This window comes from Georgfuchsia toluolica (assembly GCF_907163265.1).
In the GTDB taxonomy this organism is placed as follows: domain Bacteria; phylum Pseudomonadota; class Gammaproteobacteria; order Burkholderiales; family Rhodocyclaceae; genus Georgfuchsia; species Georgfuchsia toluolica.
Window position 1 is genome coordinate 2,059,015 of record NZ_CAJQUM010000001.1, and the last position, 21,105, is coordinate 2,080,119.

The following is a 21,105-nucleotide window of genomic DNA, read 5'->3' on the forward strand; positions in this document are numbered from 1 at the left end:
CAAAAGGGAGTTATTCACTCACATGCAACGCCATCTTAAACATGCCGCTCGCCTGGCAACTGCGACGGCCGCAGTGCTTTCTGTTTTCAACGCCCAGGCTGCCGATGAAACCATTGGACCCGAAGTGATTGTTACCGCGACACGGGACGCCAGCGCCAAGCCCAATCCCGCCCAGGATGCAACGGTGATTGACAGAACCAGCATTGAACAATCTGCGGCGCAGTCGGTCGCGGAAATACTGGCCAACCAGGCCGGGATTGAAATTACCGACAATGGCGGCGCCACTACCACCACCGGAATATTTATTCGCGGTACCAAATCAGCCCAGAGCGTGGTGTTGATCGACGGCTTTCGTCTGGTCAACCCCACTGACGGCAGAGCGCCGATCGAGGGCCTTCCGCTTTCCATGATGGAGCGACTTGAAGTCATTCGTGGCGGCGCGAGCGGTAGTTATGGTTCGGGCGCCATCGGCGGCGCCGTGCAATTATTTACCCGCAACCCCAATCAGGCGCCTGCCCTGGCTGCCTCCGTCACTGCGGGGCGCTATGGTACCTATCGCACGGATGCCGGTTACGGCGGCAAGTTTGGCGATAACTCATTCTACATAGCGCTGGGTGCGGATGGAACCGAAGGCTTTTCCGCAGCAAAGCCTTCGTCGCCGGATTTTGACCCGGACAAGGACGGCTACCGTCGTGAAAGCATAATGGCCAATTTCCAGCACGACCTGAGCAATGGCCAGGCCATTCGCTTCAATGCCTTGGCGACGGATGCCAGCACCAAATACGATTCGCAATGGGCGCCGAGTCCACCTTCTGTAGATAGTCAGGTCCAGTTGCTCGGTGTCACCTATGACAAGAAGTTCGCGGACATGTGGCGGGCGGAGTTCAAGCTCGGCGAAACCCGCTACGATTACCAGTTCAAGAATGCCGGATTTGCCTATTCCCCGAATACGGATGATCTTCAGTTCGGCTGGATCAACCACCTGACGCTGCCCAGCGGCAAACTGACGCTGGGCCTGGAACGGGAACAGCAGAAGGTCACCGGCACCGGTACCAGCTACCTCAAGAACGAGCGCAACATCAATTCGGCATTTGCTCAATGGCAGGGCAGCTATGGCGCGCACGAAGTTCAGGCGGCGTTGCGCAACGACCGCTGGACGGATTACAACGGGCAAAGCACCGGCAATGTCCTCTATGCCTATGGCGTGGCGCCGGGCTGGAGTCTGACCGGCGCGCTTGCCAAGGCATTCCGTGCGCCGACATTCGATGATCTGTATTTCCCCTGGGGCAGCAATCCCGCCCTGATGCCGGAAAAATCCCGCTCCGCGGAAGTCGGCGCCCGATACAGGCAAGGCGGCAATGAAGTGCATTTGGTGGCATTCCGCAACCGCATCGAAAATGCCATCGAACTGGATGCGTTTTTCACCCCGCAAAACGTGGAGGCGCTCATCAAGGGCTGGACCGCTTCATGGAACCACCTCGACGGCAACTGGCGCTGGGCCGCGGCATTCACCCATCAGGAGCCGAAGGATCTCGACACCGGCGACCAGCTGGTGCGGCGCGCGCGCAACATCGCCACCGCTTCCGCCGAGCGCCAGTTCGGCGCCTGGCGCGTCGGCGGCGAGCTGCGTTCGCAGGACGAGCGCTACACGCAGTCGCCCAACACAGACAGCTTCCGCATGGGCGGCTATGGCCTTGTCAACGCTTACGCCAGCTATATTATTTCGCCAACGCTGACGGTTCAGGCACGGGTGGATAATCTGGCGGACAAGCGTTACGAACTGGTCAAGGACTACAACACGCCGGGCCGTTCGCTGTTCATGACCCTGCGTTACGCGTCGATGTAGCCCGACATGCCGACTCGCCGTCGCGCCTTCGCCGTGCTCGCCTGCCTCGCCGTTGCGGCGCTGGCGAGCCTGCTGCTGGCGCTGGCGGTGGGCAATCTCGCGTTCACTCCCCTCGAGACCCTGCGCGCCACATTTGGCCTGGATGATGGCATCGCCGGTGAAGTCATTCGCAGGCTGCGCCTGCCGCGCGCACTGGCCGGTTTTGCCTGCGGCGGCCTGCTCGCCCTGGCGGGCGCCTTGATGCAGGTGCTGCTGCGTAACCCGCTCGCCGATCCCTATGTGCTCGGCATTTCCGGCGGCGCCGGCGTCGGTGCGCTGCTCGCCATGCTTTTGGGATTGTCCGCCTTCGGCATCAACGGCTTTGCGCTGGCCGGCGCGTTCGCCGCAATGCTGCTGGTATTTGGCCTCGCCCATGGCGACGGCAGCTGGACCCAGACGCGGCTGCTGCTCACCGGCGTCATCATCGCCGCCGGCTGCGGCGCACTGATCTCGCTGATGCTTTCCATCGCGCCCGATGCCCAACTGCACGGCATGCTGTTCTGGTTGATGGGCGATCTCTCGCAGGCCATCGATCCGCTGCCGACGCTGCTGATCCTGGTGCTGGCGCTGGCCGCCGCACTGCCATTTGCGCGCGAACTCAACCTGCTCGCGCGCGGCATCGAAGCGGCGCAGGCGCTCGGCGTACCGGTCAGGCGCCTGCGCTTCATTGTTTATTTCCTCGCCTCGCTGGCGACCGCGGCGGCGGTGACGAGCGCCGGATCGATCGGCTTCGTCGGCCTTGTCGTGCCGCACCTGGTACGGCTCGCGCTGGGCAACGACCAGCGCCTGCTGCTGCCGGCTTCGGCACTGGCGGGCGGCAGCCTGCTGGTCTGCGCCGACACCTTGGCGCGCGTCGTCATCGCGCCCGAACAATTGCCGGTGGGCGTGCTGACGGCATTGATCGGCGTGCCCGTGTTCCTTTTTCTGTTGAACCGGCGCGCATGAATACGCCGGATATTTTGCTCGAAGCGCAACAGCTCGCCGTGTCCATCGGCGGTCTGGAGATATGCCGTTCGCTTGATTTCCAGTTGCGCGCGGGGGAACAGCTGGCGATCCTCGGCCGCAATGGCGTGGGCAAATCGACGCTGCTATCGACGCTGGCCGGCTTGCGCGCGCCGCATGCGGGAAGGATATTGCTGACGGGCCGGGACATCGCTGCGCTATCGCCGCGCGAAACCGCGCGACAGCGCGGCTGGCTGGGCCAGCACCACAGCGACCCGTTCGCCGCCAGCGTACTCGACACCGTGCTCACCGGCCGTCATCCGCATTTGGCGCGCTGGGACTGGGAGAGCGCGCACGATCTCGACATCGCGCGTGCCGCGATCAAGGCGGTAGGACTTGCCGCGCTCGAACAGCGCAGCACACACAGCCTGTCCGGCGGCGAATGGCAGCGCACCGCAATCGCCACCCTGCTCACACAGCAGCCGCGGCTCTACCTGCTCGACGAACCACTGGTGCATCTCGATTTGAATCACCAGGTTGCCGTGCTGGAACTGTTCCGCACCAAGGCGCGTGCCGAAAACATTGCCGTCGTCATGGTGCTGCACGATCCGGGACTGGCGGCGCGCTATTGCGATCGCGCCCTGCTGCTGTTTGGCGACGGGGAGTGGCTGGCCGGCGCCAGCAACGACATCATCACCACGGACAACCTGTCCCGCCTCTACAACCATCCCCTGCGCGAACTGCGCGACGGCGGGCAGCGCTGGTTTGTTCCCGCTTAACCACCAACCCAAACAGGAGTTATCGCCATGTCAGTCTCAGCACGTCAGCAGTACGCGATCGGCGGCATGCTCGCCTTGTTGCTTGTCGCAACGCGCGGCCATCATTTCCCCACCTTGCACAACATGCTGCCCAGCGCTTCGGGAGCAGTTTTCTTTCTTGCCGGCATGTATCTTCGACCGCTTGCCGGATTTGCCCTTTTGTTCGCTCTGGCGGCATGCGTCGATTATGCCGCCATCGTTTGGGGTGGCGTCAGCAGCTTCTGCGTCTCGTCGGCCTACGCTGCGCTGTTACCTGCGTATGGATCGCTCTGGCTGGCGGGACGGATGTACGCCAATCGCTGCGGGCTTAACTCGATTGCACTGTTGCCGCTGGCAGCGAGCGTCTTCATTGGAGCCGTGTCGTGCGAACTGATTTCCAGCGGCAGCTTCTACGCGTTTTCGGGCCGCTTTGCCGAACCGACGTGGATCGGTTTTTCAATGCGCCTTGCGCAATATTTTCCCGCCTCATTGACCTCTTTGGCATTCTGGGTTTCTGCCGTAGCCGCCATACAGACGCTCAGCGTCTTTGTACGTGGTGGCAACGGATTGTCTTTGTTTAAGCGATAAAGCAAGCATGCCTGATCAAAGTTCTGCCGAACGCCACAGCGTACGCATGGCGCGCAAGAAACTGGCGGTCGATGCCGCCATCGCCGCCGCCGAACGGGAGCACGGTGTTTTCTTGGTCAACACCGGTAACGGCAAAGGTAAATCTTCTGCGGCGTTCGGGCTGGTCGCACGCGCCATTGGCCATGGCCAGCGCGTCGCTGTAGTGCAGTTGGTCAAGGGCCGCACCGATACCGGCGAGGAAGGCTTCTTCCGGTGCTTTCCCGATCACGTCGACTGGCACGTAATGGGTGAGGGTTTTACCTGGGAAACACAGGACAGGGAGCTCGACGCCAAGGCCGCACAAGCCGCTTGGAAAGTTGCCAGACGTTATCTCGCCGAGTTTGCTGGCTGGATCTCGACGAGGCGTTGCAAGCGTTCGCTGCGCGTCCACCACAGCAGCATCTGGTCGTCACCGGTCGTGCAGCGCCCGAAACGCTGATCGAGGCAGCCGATACCGTGAGCGATGTCGGCATGGTCAAACATGCTTTCAAGGATGGCATAAAGGCAATGCCGGGCATGGAGTTCTAATGGCCACTTGCAGCGCGCTGTTGATCGCCGCGCCGGCCTCGGGTCAGGGCAAGACTACGGTCACCGCGGCGCTGGCGCGCCTATACACGCATCTGGGCAGGCGCGTGCGAGTGTTCAAGTGCGGGCCGGATTTTCTCGACCCGCAGATTCTCGCCGTCGCCAGCGGCGCGCCGGTGTACAACCTTGACTTCGGCATGTGCGGCGAAGAGGATGCCGCGCAAAGACTGGCCGATGCCGCTCGCAATGCCGACCTGATTCTGGTCGAAGGCGTGATGGGGCTTTACGATGGCATGCCTTCCGCGGCCGACATCGCCTGCCGTTTCAACATCCCCGTTCTTGGTCTCATCGACGCCGCGGCGATGGCGCAAACCTTCGGTGCGGTGGCTTACGGTCTTGCGCACTACCGCACCGGCCTGCCTTTTTCGGGTGTGCTCGCCAACAAGGTTGGCAGCGCCTTTCACGCCGAACTTTTGCGCACGAGCCTGCCGCCGGACATGGTCTGGTACGGCGCGCTGCCGCGCGACGCCGAGGCCGCACTGCCGGAGCGTCATCTCGGCCTGCTGCAGGCCGACGAAATCAGCGACCTCGATGCACGCCTCGACCGCCTGGCCAATGTGCTGCAAAGCTCGCTCGTTGCGGGCGCCGCATTGCCGCCCGCGGTCGAATTCCCGATGCCGGCCGCAGCGGCGCAACCCGCGCTATTGCGCGGCAAGGTGATTGCGGTGGCGCGCGATGCGGCCTTCGGCTTCATCTATCCCGCCAACCTCGATACCCTGATCGCACTCGGCGCGGAATTGCGTTTCTTTTCGCCGCTGGCCGGCGCTGCCCTGCCCGCCTGCGATGCCATCTGGCTGCCGGGCGGCTATCCCGAACTGCATGCCGCAACCCTGGCGGCGCGCGGCGATCTCTGGGCGGCATTACATCAGCATTTCGACGCCGGCAAGGCCGTGCTCGCCGAATGCGGTGGCATGATGGCGCTGTTCGAGACGCTGGTCGACCGCGCTGGCGCCCGCCACTCGCTCGCCGGCCTGCTGCCCGGCACCACGGCGATGCAGCCGCGCCTGTCCGCCCTCGGCACCCAGTTCGCCGCACTGCCCGAGGGCAGGCTCAGCGGCCACACTTTTCATTTTTCCAAGAGCGAAACGACGCTCGCGCCGCTGGTCCGCGCCGTCACACCGGAAGGGCGGGCGGGCGAAGCCGTTTATCGCGTCAAGCGCCTCACGGCATCCTATGTGCATTTCTACTTTCCCTCGAACCCGCGGGCTGTCGCCGCGCTGCTGACGTCATAAAAAAGCCATTCAGGGGAAACAAGCTACCCGGCAACGCTGCAAACTCCGCCGCCCGGGGCCCTTCATTTACAGGCTCTTGTAATCCTCCCTACCCGCGAATGGCGGCACGCGTCCAACGAGGCTTTCCAACATTGCCAATTCGGCGTCGGTGTGATTCAGGATTTCCGCCTTCACCATAGATTTCGGCATGGCAGGATCGGCGTATATGTAGATCGGATGATCGTGGCGCTTGCTGCGGATCGTTTCGCGTTCCTGCGGAGCCGCCACGGGAACGACTTCGGCTTCGCCGTAGCAAAGGCAAAAATAGGTGCGGCCGACCTGTTCTTCTATGTAGCAGGCCGTGCCGCGAATCCCGAGCACAGCCGTCGACACGGCCAGTCGCTTGTCGCCGCGGCCGAATACCGAAAGTATTTTTCCGCTGACGATGCGCATGAAATCGGCGACGACGTCTGCGCCAAAGCGCACCACCGACGATTCGCGTTGCAGGAAGGCGGACTCACCGATGACATATATGGCCTCGGCATCGGAGCCGGTGGCGATCATGTCTCCCGCCTTGATGAATTGCCCGGCGTGCGCTGGTTGGCCGTTGACCGTGACGTCGCCGCGCAAGCGGTGCATGCCGGGCACCACCACGGCATCGGGGCCGCCGGCAAGTACCCGCGGAAAAACCCCGGCAAGGCCGGCAGCGGCACAGGCGCGCAACCAAACCCGCCGCGGCATGCCTTGCGCAATCATGGCGTCGACTTGTTCCGTGGCATGGCTTTCTCTTCCTGCTCCATCAGCGGCTGCATGACTTTGGCTTTCCTGTCGGCCATGCGTTTTACGTCGCCCTTCCTCATGCCCTTTTTCATCATCCCCGTCGTCATGGGCTCATCCATTTTCATTTTCTTCGCGGAGTCATGCGTATGCGTATTGGCGGCGGGCGGCCGGTCGGCAGCCGGCGCACCGTGGGCTGCGCAGACCACGATACAAGCCGCGGCAAGGCCGAACTTGTGGCGAAACACGGTTCACGCCCGGGAATGGAGCCGGCGCGAAGCTCGCGCCGGCCGGCAAGGTTATTTTTTCATCTCGTCCTTGCCCATCTCGTCCTTCTTCATTTCATCCTTCATCATTTCACCCTTGCCCATCCCGTCCTGCTTCAACTTTTTCATCTTGTGCTTCGTGGCCGGCTTCTTCATGCCATCCTTGGCCATGTCGTCCACCTTCATCTCGGACTTGCCCATGTCATCCTTCTTCATGTCGTCGGCGGCATGGGCGGTGGCCATGCCGAGGGACATGCAGGCTGCCAGCATCAGGGTAATCAGCTTTTTCATGCTCTGCTCCTTTACAGTGGTTGAACAACGAACAAACGCTTACGACCCGCTAAACCAGTTGTAGCCCTGGTCTTCCCAATAGCCGCCGGGATACTCGTTGGTGACGAAAATCGCCTTGATGTGCTTCGGGTTCTTGAAGCCCAGCTTGGTCGGTACCCGCAGTTTCATGGGAAAGCCGTGCTTGGCCGGCAAAATCCGGTCGGCATAACGAAAGGCCAGCAGCGTTTGCGGATGCAGCGCCGTGGCCATGTCGATGCTGGAATAGTAGTCGTCTTCGCACTTGAAGCCGACATATCTGGCCGTCGTGTCGGCGCCGATCCGTTGCAGAAAAGTCCGGAACGGCGTCCCGCTCCATTTGCCGATGGCGCTCCAGCCTTCGACGCAGATATGCCGCGTAACTTGCGAGACCTGTGGCAGGGCGTAAAGCTCCGGCAGGGTCCAGGGTTTGCGGTCGCGGATGAGGCCGGCGAGTTCGAGCCGATAATCCGTGGCATCGATTTCGGGCGCCTCGTCCTCTTCATAAAAGGCATTGAAGGGGAAGGGGCGGGTGATGGCCGATTCCGGATATTCGGGCGCGAGCTTGGTCGGGTCGAACAGCCAGCCCTGGACCCGGTCATTCCAGCGCGACATGGCCAGGAGCATTTTTTCCACGCCTTCCTGGTCGGTGATGCTGCATCCCGAAAGCAGCGCGAGCGCCCCGAGCGACAGTCCCTGGCGCAGGAAAAGGCGGCGTTCGAGGCTCTCGACGGCACGGCTGCGATGCTGAGCGAAGCTTTGCCCCATGGTCAAAATTTTTTTCATGAGCCGCTCCTGATGCGCCCGGTGAACATGCTGGGAAAGGTTTGCGGAACCAGCGCCACCATCACGACATGGACGAAGACGATCAGAACCGTCAGCGTCATGGCGAGAAAATGCACCACCCGCGCGCTGTCATAGCCGCCGAACAGCATTGCGAGCCCTTGCAGCTGCACCGGCTTCCAGATGGCGAGCCCGGACAGGATCAGAACGATGACGGTGAGTATCACTGTTGCGTAGGCGGCGCGCTGGGCCGCGTTATAGACGGTCAGATCATGGTGGGCGAGCCGCCCTCTGACGGCATCCAGAATGTCGGTGCAGACCGCGCCCAACGCAATGGGCCACAGCTTGCGACGCAAATGGCCGGAAAGCATTCCGTAAGCCAGATAGATCATGCCATTGACGGCGAGGAGCCACATGGCGGCAAAATGCCAGAGCAATGCGCCGCCCAGCCAGCCGCCCAGGGTGATGTCGGACGGAAACCTGAAGGGAAACAGCGGCGAGGCGTTATAGATGCGCCAGCCGCTGGTCACCATGATCAGGATGGCCAGCGCGTTGATCCAGTGGGTAAGCCGAACGATGACGGGATGGACCCGCACCCATTGCGCCTGCTCCGCTCTTTTCATCGCTCTCGTCTCATCAGCAGGCTTATTGGTACAAGGCCGGGAATTGCCGGTACAGCCGCTCCAGCTTGGGCTTGTCGTTGAAGACGATATAAGGCTGGTTGGGATGCAAGGCCAGATAGTTCTGGTGATAATCCTCGGCGGGATAGAACGCTTTCAGCGGCACGACCTGGGTAACGATGGGCGCCGGAAAAGTGCGCGCGGCGGTCAGCTGCTCGATGTAGCTTCGTGCGATTTTCTGCTGCTCCGCGCTGCCGTAAAAAATCACCGAACGATATTGGCTGCCGACATCCGGCCCTTGACGATTGAGTTGGGTCGGATCGTGCGCCACGCTGAAAAATACCTGCAGCAATTGCTGATAGGAAACCTGCGCCGGATTGAAACGAATGCGTACCGATTCGGCATGTCCGGTATCGCCAGTGCCGACTTGTTCGTAATGCGCCGTGGCCGCATCGCCGCCGGCATAGCCGGACACCACGTCGGTTACCCCCTTGACGTGCTTGAACACGGCATCGACGCCCCAAAAGCAACCGCCCGCGAAGACCGCCGTTTGCTCTAATGGCGCAGCCGCGGCATTCAATGAGGCGCCCAAAGCAAATATGAGCATGCCGCCATTGCGGACGTAGCGGCAGAATCGGTTCATGACTGCGAGACCATTGCCCAGGAAATCCATCGGACGCAATTGAAATCTCCTTGTTGAAATCAGCGTGATCATTACAATCCCTGTCGTACAGGATCCTTTAGTAGCACCGATCCCGCCTTGTGCAAGTGTTGATTCGGACAGACCGGAAAAATAGTTACAGGCGAATTTCGCAATGGAAGAGCAGGCAGACCTGGATGCCCTGATGCGCCGGTCATTGGCGGGCGACAAGCTCGCCTATGCCGAACTGCTGCGGGAAACCGCGCGCCTGTTTCGACCCTTCCTGTCCAGGCGCCTCAGCTTCGCCAGCGAAGTGGATGACTTGCTACAGGAGATACTGATTTCCATCCACAAATCGCGGCATACCCACGACGGCAAGCGCCCCTACAAACCCTGGGCCTTTGCCATCGCCAAATTCCGCCTGCAGGATTACCTGCGCAAGCACTATGCAGACCAGTTGCGGCATGCGGTGGACATCTCCGAACTGGAAAACATCCTGCCGGAAGATGTAACCAAGTCCGCCCTCAACTACGAATCAATCAGTGGGGAAATCCGCCGGCTGCCGGAAAAGCAGGCGGCCATCCTGCAACTGATGCACCAGGATGGCTGCACCGCGAAAGAGGTGGCGGAGAAACTGGGCATGACCGAGTCCGCGGTAAAAGTTGCGGCCCATCGGGCCTACAAGGTATTGAAACAGAGGCTGGAAAAATAATGCGGGATTTTGATCAACTGGTAGCGGAGCTGGCGGGTGATGCGACGACGGTAAAGCCGGCGCCGCATCCTTACCTGTTAAGCCTGAAATGGATCGTCGTGGCCGCCGTGTACCTGGCGCTTTCGCTGCTGCTGTCCGGCCTGCGCCCGGACCTGGCGCAGGCGCTGCGGCAACCCTGGTTCAGCGCTGAAATCGTTGCCCTGCTGCTGATTTTCATCGCCACTTCAGTCGATGCGGCGCTGTTGGCTTTCCCCGACCTGCACCAAAAGCGCGGCTTGGCATTTCTCCCATTATGGGTATTCGCATTGTTCGTGCTGGTATTGGCGTTCGCCTGGCGCGCCGACAGTCCGCCCGCACCGCCGCCGGAGCACACCTTCCAATGCACGATCGGCATCGTTTTGCTGGCGCTGTTGCCCGCTGCATGGATGTTCCTGGTCATGCGCAAGGTCGCCAGCACGCATGGCCTGTGGGCGGGAAGCATCGCGGCGCTCTCCGCTTTCAGCGTTGGCGCACTCTGGCTACGGCTGCACGAGGCCAACAACTCCATCGTCCATGTCGTCGAGTGGCACTATCTGCCGATGCTGGCCTGCGGCCTGATCGGCCTGTGGTTAGGCAAATTGCTGCTCAAGTGGTGATGTAACCTTTTCGCGATCTTGTCCGAATCCAGGGGTACGAACGTATCCTTGGGCAGGGCGGACATGATGAACAGACGCGCATTTGTCAAATTGGCGGGGAGCGGAATCGGCCTCCCGCTATTGACGCACTTCAGCCTGCTGGCGCGCGCGGCGGAACGAATCGAGAAAATGCACAAGACCAACGCGGAATGGAAGCGGCTGCTCAGCCCGGAGCAATACAACGTGCTGCGCGAGGAGGGAACCGAGCGGCCGTTCACCAGCCCGCTCAATCACGAAACCCGTAGCGGTCTTTTCGTCTGCGTCGCCTGTGGCCTGCCGCTGTTTCCGTCGAAATTCAAATTCGATAGCGGCACCGGCTGGCCCAGCTTCTACGATATGCTGCCCGGCCACGTCGAGACCAAGACCGACTTCAAGCTGGTCATGCCGCGCACCGAATATCACTGCGCACGTTGCAACGGCCACCAAGGCCACGTCTTCGACGATGGCCCGGCCCCGACTGGCCTGCGCTACTGCAACAATGGCGTTGCCCTGCGCTTCATCCCGGACAAGAGCGACACTTGAAGGAGCGATAGTGGCATTGGCCTCTGGTCAGGTCATCCCGACATTCGATGTGCCGGGTGGGATGTCTTTTCGGGTTAAGGTTTATTCAACGTCTGCGCCGTCAGCATATGTAGGGCAGACATCGAACAAACCTTAACCAAGGTGTTCCTCGACGGTTCGACAAAGATCATCCGCGCTGATTGGCTTGGCGATGAAAGTATGCCCGCCAATCTGGCCATTTGACCTTTGCGCCTCTTCCTTGCTCACAACGGCCGTAAGAAATACAAACTTGATTGCGCGCAACTCTGGATCCGCTTGCAGTTGCTCGGCGATTTCGGAGCCAAGCATGCCGGGCATCATCACGTCCAACAGCATCAGGTCTGGCCTGAATTCCCGGGCCAATGCGATGGCATTTCGTCCCGAGTTTTCGGAACGGACCTCGTAACGTCCTGTCTGTTCAAGAATGAGGACGAGCATGCGGGTGATCGCCGGCTCGTCGTCAACTACCAGTATTCGCTTTTTCATTGGAAAAGTGCTCTCTGGCTACCCGAAACATCAAGAGCGCCGACGCACCCCCTTCTGAGCGGTTGGAAATGTTGAGGGACCCTTTGTGCATGATAACAATGTTGCGCGAAACGGCAAGGCCAAGCCCCGTGCCTTCGCCCACTGGCTTGGTGGTAAAGAAGGGCTCAAACAGCTTTCTTTCGTGATCGGCCGAAATTCCCGGCCCGGTGTCCCTGATGTCGACAGTAATTATCGGCTCCCCGATGCGAAAGACGTTCCCTTCAGAGCGTTGCAGATCGTGTTCGCTGAAGAGTATCGAGCGCGTTTCGACTTCGATGCTGCCGTCCTGTCCAATGGCCTGCGCCGCGTTGGAAAGCAGGTTGATCAAAACCTGCAACAGGCGGTCTGGATCAGCATAGATGGGGGGCACCGGATCGATTTGGGTGTTGATCGTTATGTTGCGACGCTTCGTCTCATGCTTGACGAATTGAATGGCATTGTCGATTACATGGTTGATATTGGTCGGACGCCGTGCAAACTCTTTCTGCCTGGAAAAATCCAGCAGATCCTTGATGACGTGGTCGGCGCGATCAATCGCGGCCCTGACGTCATCAAGAACCGCCCTGCCGCTTTCCTGCGAAAACTGTTTGGCAAGGTAGTCAACGCCGAAGCGGATAACCGCCAACGGATTCTTGACTTCATGAGCGACACCGGCGGCCAAGCGGCCGACACACTCCAGGCGATCCGCCTCGGCAAGTGAGTCATGCGCTTTAAGGAGTTCCCGCTCCGTCTCTATCAGCTTGGCGTGTTTCTGTTGCAGCGCTTCCTCTCCCAGCTTGCGCTCGGTGATGTCCTCCTTGACGGCGATAAAATTGATGATTTCGTCATGTTCGTCTTTTACGGGGGCAATAATTCCATATTCCCAATATAGTTCTCCGCTTTTCCTCCGGTTCTGCATCTCACCGCGCCATTCTTTTCCGGATAGCAAGGTGCGCCAGAGGTCCTCATAGACTTCGCGCGGAGTGAGGCCAGACTTGATGATGGCGGGCGTCTTTCCAATCAGATCTTCTTGCGCATAGCCGGTAGCTTCAATGAATTTCGGGTTCACGTACTCGATATGGCCGTGGATATCCGTTATTACCGTTGCCGCCGGACTCTGCTCGATGGCCTGGGAGAGCTTGAGCAGTTTCGCTTCTGAATTCCTGCGCTCAGTGATGTCGCGGAATATGCCAAGCAAGGCATCCTTGCCGTTAAAGCGAATGGGACTGGCCTTGATGTCGACGTAAAACACGGAACCATCCTGGCGCAGTATCGGGATATTCCTGGCGATCTGAACTTCGCCGCGCACCATTCTTTCGAACGGCTCAATTGCCTGCGGTTGTTCATCCTTGGGATGGATATCCGCGATCCCAAGGTGGATGATCTCTTCTGGCCGGTATCCAAGCATGCGGCAAATTTCCGGGTTTCCAAACAGAAACTTGCGGGTTTCGATGTCCGCAACCAGAATACCGTCAATTGCCCCTTCGAAGATAGTGCGTAATTGCTCCGCCGAATCGCGCACCGATTCTTCTGCGTGCCTGCGTTCAGTGATGTCGCGGGACAACATAATAAAGCGCTTGCTGGATGAACCATTAGTTGCCTTGGGCGAAGTGGAAAGTTCGAACCAACGATCCCCTTCAGGAAGCTTGAGCTGTATGACCTGGCCCGCTGAATAACCGTCTTTCTGGGCTTCCGCTATTGCCGACATGACTGTTTTCGCTGCTTCAGGGGGAAGAATCTCGCTGACGCTATGGCCGAGAAGAATATTCTTGTGGGCAGCCAGAAGTGCTGGATCGCGAGCCCAGACGTTGATGTATTCACCGTCCTCACCCAGCTCGAAAAGGAGATCCGGGACGGCTTGCAAAGTTGCCGCCAGATCGGCTGCGAGCATGCGTATCTGGTCCCTGGAATAAAGAATGGTCGCCGCCAGCAAGGAGGCTACCAGGATTGATATTGCCACCCCGGTCAGCAGATAATCATTTGTAATACGACCAAGCAGTAGTCCCTCCATCAGCATAACGATGGCTTCGCTGATAACCAAAGAGGAAACCAGCGTGCTCAGCCAAAGCTGCCAGCCTGGCATGCGCCGGGGGAACGATAGTAACTTGGCGAATGGATAGCGTATGTTCATGGCCCATGAAATGAGGGTGATTTGATTTGTATTGCAGATGTTATACACATTCTGCGCCCGGCATTTAACCCGTCCACCGGCAATTCAATGTCTGCCTTCGGAGAACTGCGCCGGGTGGTAGCGGTTTGCCCAGGCGTCGAACAGGGCGGACAGTTCGGTCAGCCCTTCCTCGATGGCGACCGGCCCCGGCGTGAGAATGACAGCCGACTTGATCTCGTGCAGCTGTTCATCGCGCACCGCGGGAATCGCGGCCCAGCCGGCGCGGGCGGCGACGCGCTCGGGGCGGAAGTGCTTGCCGCACCACGAGCCGATGATCATGTCCGGCGCGCGGCGCACGACTTCCTGCGGATCGTCGACGATGCGCTGTTTGGCCGCGGCGAGACTGGCAAGGTCGGCGAAGACATTCTCGCCGCCGGCGATCTCGAACAAATCCGAAACCCAGCGGATGCCGGAGATCATCGGTTCGTCCCATTCCTCGAAATAGATGCGCGGACGGCGGCCACTGCGAACAATGCGTTGGTTCGCCGCGCTGCGGGTCTGCGCGATTTTCGTCTCCAGTTCGCTCACCAGGACGCGCGCGCGTTCCTCGGCGCCGACCAGCCGGCCGACGGTTTCGACCATCATCAGGATGTCTTCGACGCTGCGCTGGTTGAAGGCATGGACGGCGACGCCGGCCTTGATCAGGTCGCGGCTGATGTCGGCCTGGAGGTCCGAGAAGGTGAGCACCAGATCGGGTTTTACGGCGAGGATTTTTTCGATGTCGCCGCTGATGAAAGCGAACACCTTGGGTTTTTCCTTGCGTGCCCGCGCCGGCCGCACGGTGTAGCCGCTGATCCCGACAATACGTTGCTCTTCGCCCAAAGCGTAGAGCACCTCGACCGTTTCCGTGGTGAGGCAAACGATGCGTTGCGGCAGACGGCTCATTTCCCGTCTCCCTTCGCGGAGGGTCGCTTGCCGCGCGCGGTTTCAAGATGCCGGCAGAGCATTTCCGTGCCGTCGAGCAGGCGCGGCGTGTGGCGCTGGATGATGTCGGGGGGAATGAAGTAGAGGTTGTCGCGCGCGACTGCCGTGAGCTGCGGCCAGCGCCGCCAGTCATCGAGCCATTCCGGCCGCGCCTCGTCCATGCCGCTGGCGACTATGACTTCCGGATTAGCCGCGAGCACGGCTTCCACCGTCACGGTAGGCGCCATTTGCCGCAGCTGGCCGAAAACGTTCTCGCCGCCGCAAAGACGGATCGCATCGCTGATGATCTGCGTGTTGCCCACGGTCATCAGCGGTTCTTTCCATACCTGGTAAAAAATGCGCAGCCTGGGCTGGTTCGAGTAGCGTTCGCGCAGCGCCGCGAGGCGCGCACGAAATGCCGCCGCCGCTCGCGCGCCTGCTTCATTGCCCATGAGCTGGCCATAACTTTCGAGGTCATGCGCGACGTCCTCAATGCGATTCGGTTGCGAGAGGTAGACCGGGATGCCAAGCTGACGGATTTTTTCGATGTGCGCCGGCGTGTTGCCGCTTTGCCATCCGATCACCAGATCGGGTTTGAGCGCAACGATGGCCTCCATGTCGAGGCGCGCATAGCTGCCGATGCGCGGAACTTTCTTCACCGCCGCTGGGTAGTCGCTGAATTGCACGCTGCCCACCAGCCGTTCGCCGGCGCCTGCCGCCATCAGCGTTTCCGCAATATGCGGGGAAAGTGCTATCACGCGCTGCGCGGGCTGCCTGAGATGCACCTCGGCGCCGCTATCGTCTTTCACGACGATATCGGCATGCGCGCCAGTGCTGAGGGACAGTAGCGCTGCAGCAATCAGGAAGGATCGGAAAAAGGCCATGGGATAATTGCACTTGAAAGACAGCGGATTCTAACGTGGCAACCACCTCACTCATGGTTCAGGGATGTACTTCGGACGCCGGCAAGAGCACGCTGGTCGCGGCGCTGTGCCGCATTCTCAAGCGGCGCGGCGTGTGCGTGGCGCCGTTCAAGCCGCAGAACATGGCGCTCAACTCGGCGGTCACGGAAGACGGCGGCGAGATCGGCCGCGCCCAGGCGCTGCAGGCGCTGGCCGCGGGACTGGCGCCGCGCATCGACTTCAACCCGGTGCTGCTGAAACCCGCCACCGACAAGCGCGCGCAAATCATCATCCACGGCCGGGCCATCGATACGCTCGATGCCGTCGCCTATCACGACTACAAGCGCGTCGCGATGGGGGCGGTGATGGAGTCGTGGCAACGCCTCACGACGCAATATGATTGCGTGATCGTCGAAGGCGCGGGCAGCCCGGCCGAGATCAACCTGCGCGACCGCGACATCGCCAACATGGGCTTCGCCGAACTCGCCGATGTGCCCGTGATCCTGATCGCCGACATCGACCGCGGTGGGGTCTTTGCGCATTTTGTCGGCACACTCGACCTGCTCTCTGCTTCGGAGCAGGCGCGCGTCAAGGGCTTCGTCATCAACCGCTTTCGCGGCGATATCGCGCTACTTGAACCGGGCTTGCGCTGGCTCGAAGAACGCACCGGCAAGCCGGTGCTGGGCGTGCTGCCCTATCTGCACGGCCTGTTCCTTGATGCCGAAGATGCCATTGCCACCCATGCCGAGACAAAACCGGACGCCAGCCTCAAGGCTGTCGCGCTGGCCTATCCGCGCTGTTCCAACCACAACGATCTCGATCCGCTGCGCCTGCACCCCGAAGTCGATTTCCACTGGATCGGGCCGGGACAACCAATTCCATCCTGCGACCTGATCGTGCTGCCTGGTTCGAAGGCGGTGCAGGCAGACTTGCACTGGCTGCGCGCGCAGGGCTGGCACAATGCCATAGAGCGGCATCTGCGCTACGGCGGCAAGCTGATCGGCCTGTGCGGCGGTTACCAGATGCTCGGCCGCGCGCTGCATGACCCGAATGGCATCGAAGGCGCGCCGGCCAGCAGCGCCGGGCTGGGCCTGCTCGATTGCGAAACCACGCTCGACGACGAGAAGCAACTGCACAACGTCAGCGGCAGGCTTGCCTTCGATGGTGCACCGGCGATGACGGGCTATGAAATCCACATGGGCGTGACGCAGGGCCCGGCGCTGGAACGTCCTGCCGTGCGGCTATCCGACGGGCGCAGTGACGGCGCGATTTCGGCAGACGGACAAATCTTCGGCAGTTATTGCCACGGCCTTTTTGACCACCCCGAGGCGCTTGCGGCGCTGCTCGAATGGGCCGGCGCAAAACCGGCGGCGCACATAGATTTCGCCGCGCGACGCGAACAGGATATCGAGCGCCTGGCCGATGCGGTGGAAGCAGCAATCGATTGGGGCAAGCTCAAACTACCGGGGTTTTATTGAGCTTTACGGTAATGAATGACAACCGCCTAAAATGTCGTCGTCCCCGCGCAGGCGGGGACCCAGAGGTTTACCCGCAAAGCCCCTGGATTCCCGCTCTGCGTGCCCAATGGGTATTCGCGGGAATGACTAAAGGGAATCCCCGTGGGATGACGTTTCTAAATTAACGTATTTCGGTACTAGAGCCAGACGCCGCCCTGCGGCGGTTGCAGCGGCGGCTTGCCGTTGCCGCTGAAGAAAGCGCCGATCAGGAAGCTCAGCACCGAAATGAAAATGCTGGCGAAAAAGGCGGTCCAGAAACCGGACACTGTGAAACCCTTCACCAGCGACGACACAAGCAGGATCATCAGCGCATTGATCACGAGCAGGAACAGGCCGAAGGTCACCAGCGTCAGCGGCAGGGTGAGAAGAATCAGTAATGGCTTGACGATGGCATTGGCAAAGCCGAGCAGCAGGGCGGAAACGACCAGCGCCTGCGTGCTGTCAAACCGGATGCCGGTGAAGACGTAACTGCTGACCCATAGCGACAGCGAGGTGATCAGCCACTGGACCAGGAAGGGAATAAATGTGTTGAACATGTTTATTTGGCCTCCTTGGCAATGCGGGCTTCTTCCCATAATGCGCGCGCGAGTGATTTCCACACCGGTCCGCCGTGCGTCAGGATGCCGTCATCGGCACTGTCCTTCATCACCTTGAGCATCAGTTGCGAAAGCCCGATGAGTTCGAGCATGGCCATGCCCTTATCGCTGCCGGGTGGATGATCGAGTTGCAGCGTATCGCTGAGCGAGGCCAGCGCATGCCGGGCCAGCTTGCGCACCTCGGCTTCATCGTTCCAGTCGATGCCGAGAATGGCGCCCTTGCGGGCGATTTCGGTTTCGAGTTGGGCGGCTTCGACCGCGTAATTTTCAAATTCGGGCATTGTTCTTTCCTTTCCGCTTCGGCGCAATGGCAGCATGCCGCGCCAGCAGGGGCGCCAGGTAACGCCCCGTGTAACCAGCATCGGTTGCCGCGATGGCCTCGGGCGATCCAGCCGCAATAATACGCCCGCCGCCATCGCCGCCTTCGGGGCCGATGTCGACGATCCAGTCGGCGGTCTTGATGACGTCAAGATTATGCTCGATGACGACGATGGTGTTGCCGTGGTCGCGCAGGCGGTGCAGCACCGAGAGCAGCATCTCGATGTCCTGGAAATGCAGGCCGGTGGTAGGTTCGTCGAGGATATACAGGGTGCGCCCGGTGTCGCGCTTGGAGAGTTCCAGCGCCAGCTTGACGCGCTGCGCCTCGCCACCCGAGAGCGTGGTCGCGCTCTGGCCCAGCGTGATGTAGGCCAAACCGACATCCATCAGCGTCTGCAACTTCTTCGCCACCACCGGCACGGCGTCGAAAAATTCGCGCGCCTGCTCCACCGTCATCGCCAGCATTTCGTGGATGTTCCTGCCCTTGTAGCGGATCTCCAATGTCTCGCGGTTGTAGCGCTTGCCGTGACAGGTATCGCAGGGCACAAAAATGTCGGGCAGGAAATGCATCTCCACCTTGATCATGCCGTCGCCCTGGCAGGCTTCGCAACGGCCGCCCTTGACGTTGAAGGAGAAGCGTCCCGGCGCATAGCCGCGCTGGCGCGCCTCGGGCACGCCGGCGAACAGTTCGCGGATCGGCGTCAGCAAACCGGTGTAGGTCGCCGGATTCGAGCGCGGCGTGCGGCCGATCGGCGACTGGTCGACGCTGATCACCTTGTCGAAAAATTCCAGCCCTTCGATCGCGTCATGCGCGGCGGGCTCCGCCGTCGAACCGTAGAGATGACGCGCGGCGGCGGCATACAGCGTATCGTTGATGAGGGTCGACTTGCCGGAGCCGGAGACGCCGGTGATGCAGGTAAACAGCCCGACCGGGATTTCAAGGTCGACCTGCTTCAGATTGTTGCCGCGCGCGCCGCGAATCACCAGCTTGCGCTCCGGCTGCGGCAGCTGGCGCCGCTGTGGAATCGCGATCTGCCGGCGGCCCGAGAGATAAGCGCCGGTGAGTGAATGCGGATGCGCTTCGATCTGCTTCGGCGTGCCTTCGGCGACTATGCGTCCGCCATGTTCGCCGGCGCCGGGGCCGATGTCGACCACGTGGTCGGCGGACTCGATCGCCTCCATGTCGTGTTCGACCACGATCACGGTATTGCCGAGGTCGCGCAGATAAATCAGCGTATCGAGCAGGCGCCGGTTGTCGCGCTGGTGCAGGCCGATGCTGGGCTCGTCGAGCACGTACATCACCCCGGTCAGGCCGGAGCCGATCTGCGATGCCAAACGAATACGCTGCGCCTCGCCGCCGGAGAGCGTTTCCGCCGAGCGGTCGAGCGAGAGATAGTCGAGGCCGACGTTGATGAGGAAGCCGAGCCGCGCATTGATCTCCTTGACGATCTTGGCGGCAACCTGGGCGCGGTGACCTGTCAATTTGAGTTCGGAGAAAAAGTCGCGGCAGATACCCAATGCCAAATGGCTGATGTCGGCAATAGTGCGGCCACCGATGAAGACGTGGCGCGCTTCGCGGCGCAAACGCATGCCGTGGCATTCGGGGCAGGGCTTGGCGTTGAGATATTTCGCCAGTTCCTCGCGCACCATCTGCGAATCGGTTTCGCGATAGCGCCGCTCCAGGCTGGGGATGATGCCCTCGAAAACATGGCTGCGGTCGAAGCGCGTGCCCTTTTCGTTGAGATACTTGAAGCGGATCTGCTCCCTGCCCGAGCCGTAGAGCACGATTCTCCGCGTCTCTTCGGGTAGCGCCTCGAACGGCATGTCGATATCGAAGCCATAGTGCTCGGCAAGACTTTCCAGCATCTGGAAGTAGAACTGGTTGCGCCGGTCCCAGCCCTTGACCGCGCCCGCCGCGAGCGAGAGATGCGGATAGGCGACGACGCGCGCCGAATCGAAGAACTGGATCGCACCGAGGCCGTCGCACTTGGGGCAGGCGCCCATCGGGTTGTTGAACGAGAACAGGCGCGGCTCCAGTTCCTGCAGCGAATACGAACACACCGGGCAGGCAAATTTGGCGGAAAAGAGATGTTCTTTCCCCGACTCCATTTCCACGGCCACGGTACGACCTTCGGCGTGGCGCAGCGCCGTCTCGAAGGATTCGGCCAATCGCTGGCGCATATCGACATGCACCTTGAGCCGGTCGACCACCACATCAACGCTATGATTTTTGGTCTTCGCCAGCTTCGGCAACGCGTCGATATCGACCACCTTGCCATCGACGCGCAGGCGCACGAAGCCCTGCGCGCGCAATTCGGCGAACAGATCGAGCTGCTCGCCCTTCCTGTTCGCCACCACGGGGGCGAGGATCATCAGCCGCGTGTCTTCCGGCAGCGCCAGCACATGATCGACCATTTGCGTGATGCTCATGGCTTCGAGCGGCAGATCGTGCTCGGGACAGTGCGGAGTGCCGGCGCGCGCATAGAGCAGGCGCAGGTAGTCATGGATTTCGGTGACCGTGCCGACCGTGGAGCGCGGATTGTGGCTGGTGGCCTTCTGCTCGATCGAGATCGCCGGCGACAATCCCTCGATCAGATCGACATCGGGCTTCTCCATCAACTGCAAAAATTGCCGCGCATAGGCCGAAAGCGATTCGACATAGCGGCGCTGGCCTTCGGCATACAGCGTGTCGAAGGCGAGCGAACTCTTGCCCGAACCCGACAGTCCCGTGATCACCGTGAGCCTGTTCCTCGGCAAGTCAAGGTTGATGTTCTTCAGGTTGTGTGTCCGCGCACCGCGGATACGGATCAATTCCATGTTCGACGTAAGG

The 21,105-nt window shown here is 60.9% G+C and carries 22 protein-coding genes and 1 pseudogene; 10 read left to right on the forward strand and 13 right to left on the reverse strand.

The annotated features are described in order from the left end of the window. Nucleotides 1-22: 22 nt before the first annotated feature. From K5E80_RS09690 to K5E80_RS09715, 6 genes and pseudogenes are all read left to right on the forward strand, one after another. Complete coding sequence (locus tag K5E80_RS09690) at nucleotides 23-1,846, forward strand: TonB-dependent receptor domain-containing protein (protein ID WP_220635955.1); 1,824 nt, start codon at nucleotides 23-25, stop codon at nucleotides 1,844-1,846. A gap of 6 nt (nucleotides 1,847-1,852) precedes the next feature. Next, a complete protein-coding gene (locus K5E80_RS09695) occupies nucleotides 1,853-2,830 on the forward strand; it encodes a FecCD family ABC transporter permease (RefSeq protein ID WP_220635956.1) in 978 nt (325 codons plus the stop codon). Continuing rightward, a complete protein-coding gene (locus tag K5E80_RS09700) occupies nucleotides 2,827-3,606 on the forward strand; it encodes an ABC transporter ATP-binding protein (protein WP_220635957.1) in 780 nt (259 codons plus the stop codon). Before K5E80_RS09695 ends, K5E80_RS09700 begins: the two co-directional genes overlap by 4 nt. A 27-nt stretch (nucleotides 3,607-3,633) precedes the next feature. Continuing rightward, nucleotides 3,634-4,212 carry a hypothetical protein gene (locus K5E80_RS09705; protein WP_220635958.1) on the forward strand — a complete coding sequence of 193 codons (579 nt, stop codon included), beginning with the start codon at nucleotides 3,634-3,636 and terminating at the stop codon, nucleotides 4,210-4,212. A 7-nt stretch (nucleotides 4,213-4,219) separates the two neighbouring features. Beyond that, nucleotides 4,220-4,779 (forward strand): annotated as a pseudogene (locus tag K5E80_RS09710) (cob(I)yrinic acid a,c-diamide adenosyltransferase). Then, nucleotides 4,779-6,068, forward strand: coding sequence for a cobyrinic acid a,c-diamide synthase CobB (locus K5E80_RS09715; RefSeq protein ID WP_220635959.1), 1,290 nt, complete (start codon nucleotides 4,779-4,781; stop codon nucleotides 6,066-6,068). The pseudogene K5E80_RS09710 and the gene K5E80_RS09715 overlap by 1 nt, the downstream one beginning before the upstream one ends. Before the next feature lie 66 nt (nucleotides 6,069-6,134). Here K5E80_RS09715 and K5E80_RS09720 read toward each other — a convergent pair whose 3' ends face one another. Genes K5E80_RS09720 through msrA form a run of 6 tightly spaced genes read right to left on the reverse strand, consistent with a single transcriptional unit; the run spans nucleotide 6,135 to nucleotide 9,406 of the window. Further along, on the reverse strand, nucleotides 6,135-6,803 hold the full coding sequence (locus K5E80_RS09720) for a FecR family protein (RefSeq protein WP_220635960.1): 669 nt from the start codon (nucleotides 6,801-6,803) through the stop codon (nucleotides 6,135-6,137). Further along, nucleotides 6,800-7,072: a hypothetical protein gene (locus tag K5E80_RS09725; RefSeq protein ID WP_220635961.1), complete on the reverse strand. Its 273-nt coding sequence runs from the start codon at nucleotides 7,070-7,072 to the stop codon at nucleotides 6,800-6,802. The genes K5E80_RS09720 and K5E80_RS09725 overlap by 4 nt, the downstream gene beginning before the upstream one ends. A gap of 51 nt (nucleotides 7,073-7,123) precedes the next feature. Beyond that, on the reverse strand, nucleotides 7,124-7,381 hold the full coding sequence (locus K5E80_RS09730) for a hypothetical protein (RefSeq protein WP_220635962.1): 258 nt from the start codon (nucleotides 7,379-7,381) through the stop codon (nucleotides 7,124-7,126). Between the two features lie 39 nt (nucleotides 7,382-7,420). Then, nucleotides 7,421-8,182, reverse strand: a complete 762-nt coding sequence (locus K5E80_RS09735; protein WP_220635963.1) for a molybdopterin-dependent oxidoreductase — start codon at nucleotides 8,180-8,182, stop codon at nucleotides 7,421-7,423. Beyond that, complete coding sequence (locus tag K5E80_RS09740; protein WP_220635964.1) at nucleotides 8,179-8,802, reverse strand: cytochrome b/b6 domain-containing protein; 624 nt, start codon at nucleotides 8,800-8,802, stop codon at nucleotides 8,179-8,181. Before K5E80_RS09740 ends, K5E80_RS09735 begins: the two co-directional genes overlap by 4 nt. A gap of 22 nt (nucleotides 8,803-8,824) precedes the next feature. Then, a complete protein-coding gene (msrA, locus tag K5E80_RS09745; RefSeq protein ID WP_246591090.1) occupies nucleotides 8,825-9,406 on the reverse strand; it encodes a peptide-methionine (S)-S-oxide reductase MsrA in 582 nt (193 codons plus the stop codon). A 208-nt stretch (nucleotides 9,407-9,614) separates the two neighbouring features. Between msrA and K5E80_RS09750 the strand changes: the two genes are divergently transcribed. The 3 genes from K5E80_RS09750 (at nucleotide 9,615) to msrB (ending at nucleotide 11,347) form a co-directional block, all read left to right on the forward strand. Next, entirely contained in the window at nucleotides 9,615-10,151 is a 537-nt protein-coding gene (locus tag K5E80_RS09750) for a sigma-70 family RNA polymerase sigma factor (protein ID WP_220635965.1), read from the forward strand. Continuing rightward, entirely contained in the window at nucleotides 10,151-10,786 is a 636-nt protein-coding gene (locus K5E80_RS09755) for a DUF1109 domain-containing protein (RefSeq protein WP_220635966.1), read from the forward strand. The genes K5E80_RS09750 and K5E80_RS09755 overlap by 1 nt, the downstream gene beginning before the upstream one ends. A gap of 66 nt (nucleotides 10,787-10,852) precedes the next feature. Further along, a complete protein-coding gene (msrB, locus tag K5E80_RS09760) occupies nucleotides 10,853-11,347 on the forward strand; it encodes a peptide-methionine (R)-S-oxide reductase MsrB (protein ID WP_220637292.1) in 495 nt (164 codons plus the stop codon). 132 nt (nucleotides 11,348-11,479) lie between these two features. Here msrB and K5E80_RS09765 read toward each other — a convergent pair whose 3' ends face one another. From K5E80_RS09765 to K5E80_RS09780, 4 genes are read right to left on the reverse strand one after another with little or no spacing between them, the layout of a single operon-like run. Then, a complete protein-coding gene (locus K5E80_RS09765) occupies nucleotides 11,480-11,851 on the reverse strand; it encodes a response regulator (protein WP_220635967.1) in 372 nt (123 codons plus the stop codon). Beyond that, a complete protein-coding gene (locus K5E80_RS09770; protein ID WP_220635968.1) occupies nucleotides 11,826-14,048 on the reverse strand; it encodes a PAS domain S-box protein in 2,223 nt (740 codons plus the stop codon). Before K5E80_RS09770 ends, K5E80_RS09765 begins: the two co-directional genes overlap by 26 nt. 36 nt (nucleotides 14,049-14,084) lie before the next feature. Next, a complete protein-coding gene (locus K5E80_RS09775; RefSeq protein WP_220635969.1) occupies nucleotides 14,085-14,924 on the reverse strand; it encodes a cobalamin-binding protein in 840 nt (279 codons plus the stop codon). Then, a complete protein-coding gene (locus K5E80_RS09780) occupies nucleotides 14,921-15,826 on the reverse strand; it encodes a cobalamin-binding protein (protein ID WP_220635970.1) in 906 nt (301 codons plus the stop codon). The genes K5E80_RS09775 and K5E80_RS09780 overlap by 4 nt, the downstream gene beginning before the upstream one ends. A 53-nt stretch (nucleotides 15,827-15,879) precedes the next feature. Here K5E80_RS09780 and K5E80_RS09785 point away from each other — a divergent pair, with 53 nt between their 5' ends. After that, entirely contained in the window at nucleotides 15,880-17,322 is a 1,443-nt protein-coding gene (locus K5E80_RS09785; RefSeq protein ID WP_220637293.1) for a cobyric acid synthase, read from the forward strand. A 176-nt stretch (nucleotides 17,323-17,498) separates the two neighbouring features. On the opposite strand, the gene K5E80_RS09790 is transcribed toward K5E80_RS09785, so the two are convergent. Genes K5E80_RS09790 through uvrA form a run of 3 tightly spaced genes read right to left on the reverse strand, consistent with a single transcriptional unit; the run spans nucleotide 17,499 to nucleotide 21,092 of the window. After that, entirely contained in the window at nucleotides 17,499-17,897 is a 399-nt protein-coding gene (locus K5E80_RS09790; protein ID WP_220635971.1) for a phage holin family protein, read from the reverse strand. Between the two features lie 2 nt (nucleotides 17,898-17,899). Further along, entirely contained in the window at nucleotides 17,900-18,238 is a 339-nt protein-coding gene (locus K5E80_RS09795; protein WP_220635972.1) for a hypothetical protein, read from the reverse strand. Then, nucleotides 18,225-21,092, reverse strand: a complete 2,868-nt coding sequence (gene uvrA, locus K5E80_RS09800) for an excinuclease ABC subunit UvrA (RefSeq protein WP_220635973.1) — start codon at nucleotides 21,090-21,092, stop codon at nucleotides 18,225-18,227. The genes K5E80_RS09795 and uvrA overlap by 14 nt, the downstream gene beginning before the upstream one ends. Between the last annotated feature and the right edge of the window lie 13 nt (nucleotides 21,093-21,105).

Coding starts and splice junctions, on each gene's coding strand:
- K5E80_RS09690 (WP_220635955.1), top strand. CDS start 23: ATGCAACGCCATCTTAAACATGCCGCTCGCCTGGCAACTGCGACGGCC.
- K5E80_RS09695 (WP_220635956.1), top strand. CDS start 1,853: ATGCCGACTCGCCGTCGCGCCTTCGCCGTGCTCGCCTGCCTCGCCGTT.
- K5E80_RS09700 (WP_220635957.1), top strand. CDS start 2,827: ATGAATACGCCGGATATTTTGCTCGAAGCGCAACAGCTCGCCGTGTCC.
- K5E80_RS09705 (WP_220635958.1), top strand. CDS start 3,634: ATGTCAGTCTCAGCACGTCAGCAGTACGCGATCGGCGGCATGCTCGCC.
- K5E80_RS09715 (WP_220635959.1), top strand. CDS start 4,779: ATGGCCACTTGCAGCGCGCTGTTGATCGCCGCGCCGGCCTCGGGTCAG.
- K5E80_RS09720 (WP_220635960.1), bottom strand. CDS start 6,803: ATGATTGCGCAAGGCATGCCGCGGCGGGTTTGGTTGCGCGCCTGTGCC.
- K5E80_RS09730 (WP_220635962.1), bottom strand. CDS start 7,381: ATGAAAAAGCTGATTACCCTGATGCTGGCAGCCTGCATGTCCCTCGGC.
- K5E80_RS09735 (WP_220635963.1), bottom strand. CDS start 8,182: ATGAAAAAAATTTTGACCATGGGGCAAAGCTTCGCTCAGCATCGCAGC.
- K5E80_RS09740 (WP_220635964.1), bottom strand. CDS start 8,802: ATGAAAAGAGCGGAGCAGGCGCAATGGGTGCGGGTCCATCCCGTCATC.
- msrA (WP_246591090.1), bottom strand. CDS start 9,406: ATGCTCATATTTGCTTTGGGCGCCTCATTGAATGCCGCGGCTGCGCCA.
- K5E80_RS09750 (WP_220635965.1), top strand. CDS start 9,615: ATGGAAGAGCAGGCAGACCTGGATGCCCTGATGCGCCGGTCATTGGCG.
- K5E80_RS09755 (WP_220635966.1), top strand. CDS start 10,151: ATGCGGGATTTTGATCAACTGGTAGCGGAGCTGGCGGGTGATGCGACG.
- msrB (WP_220637292.1), top strand. CDS start 10,853: ATGAACAGACGCGCATTTGTCAAATTGGCGGGGAGCGGAATCGGCCTC.
- K5E80_RS09765 (WP_220635967.1), bottom strand. CDS start 11,851: ATGAAAAAGCGAATACTGGTAGTTGACGACGAGCCGGCGATCACCCGC.
- K5E80_RS09775 (WP_220635969.1), bottom strand. CDS start 14,924: ATGAGCCGTCTGCCGCAACGCATCGTTTGCCTCACCACGGAAACGGTC.
- K5E80_RS09780 (WP_220635970.1), bottom strand. CDS start 15,826: ATGGCCTTTTTCCGATCCTTCCTGATTGCTGCAGCGCTACTGTCCCTC.
- K5E80_RS09785 (WP_220637293.1), top strand. CDS start 15,880: ATGGTTCAGGGATGTACTTCGGACGCCGGCAAGAGCACGCTGGTCGCG.
- K5E80_RS09790 (WP_220635971.1), bottom strand. CDS start 17,897: ATGTTCAACACATTTATTCCCTTCCTGGTCCAGTGGCTGATCACCTCG.
- K5E80_RS09795 (WP_220635972.1), bottom strand. CDS start 18,238: ATGCCCGAATTTGAAAATTACGCGGTCGAAGCCGCCCAACTCGAAACC.
- uvrA (WP_220635973.1), bottom strand. CDS start 21,092: ATGGAATTGATCCGTATCCGCGGTGCGCGGACACACAACCTGAAGAAC.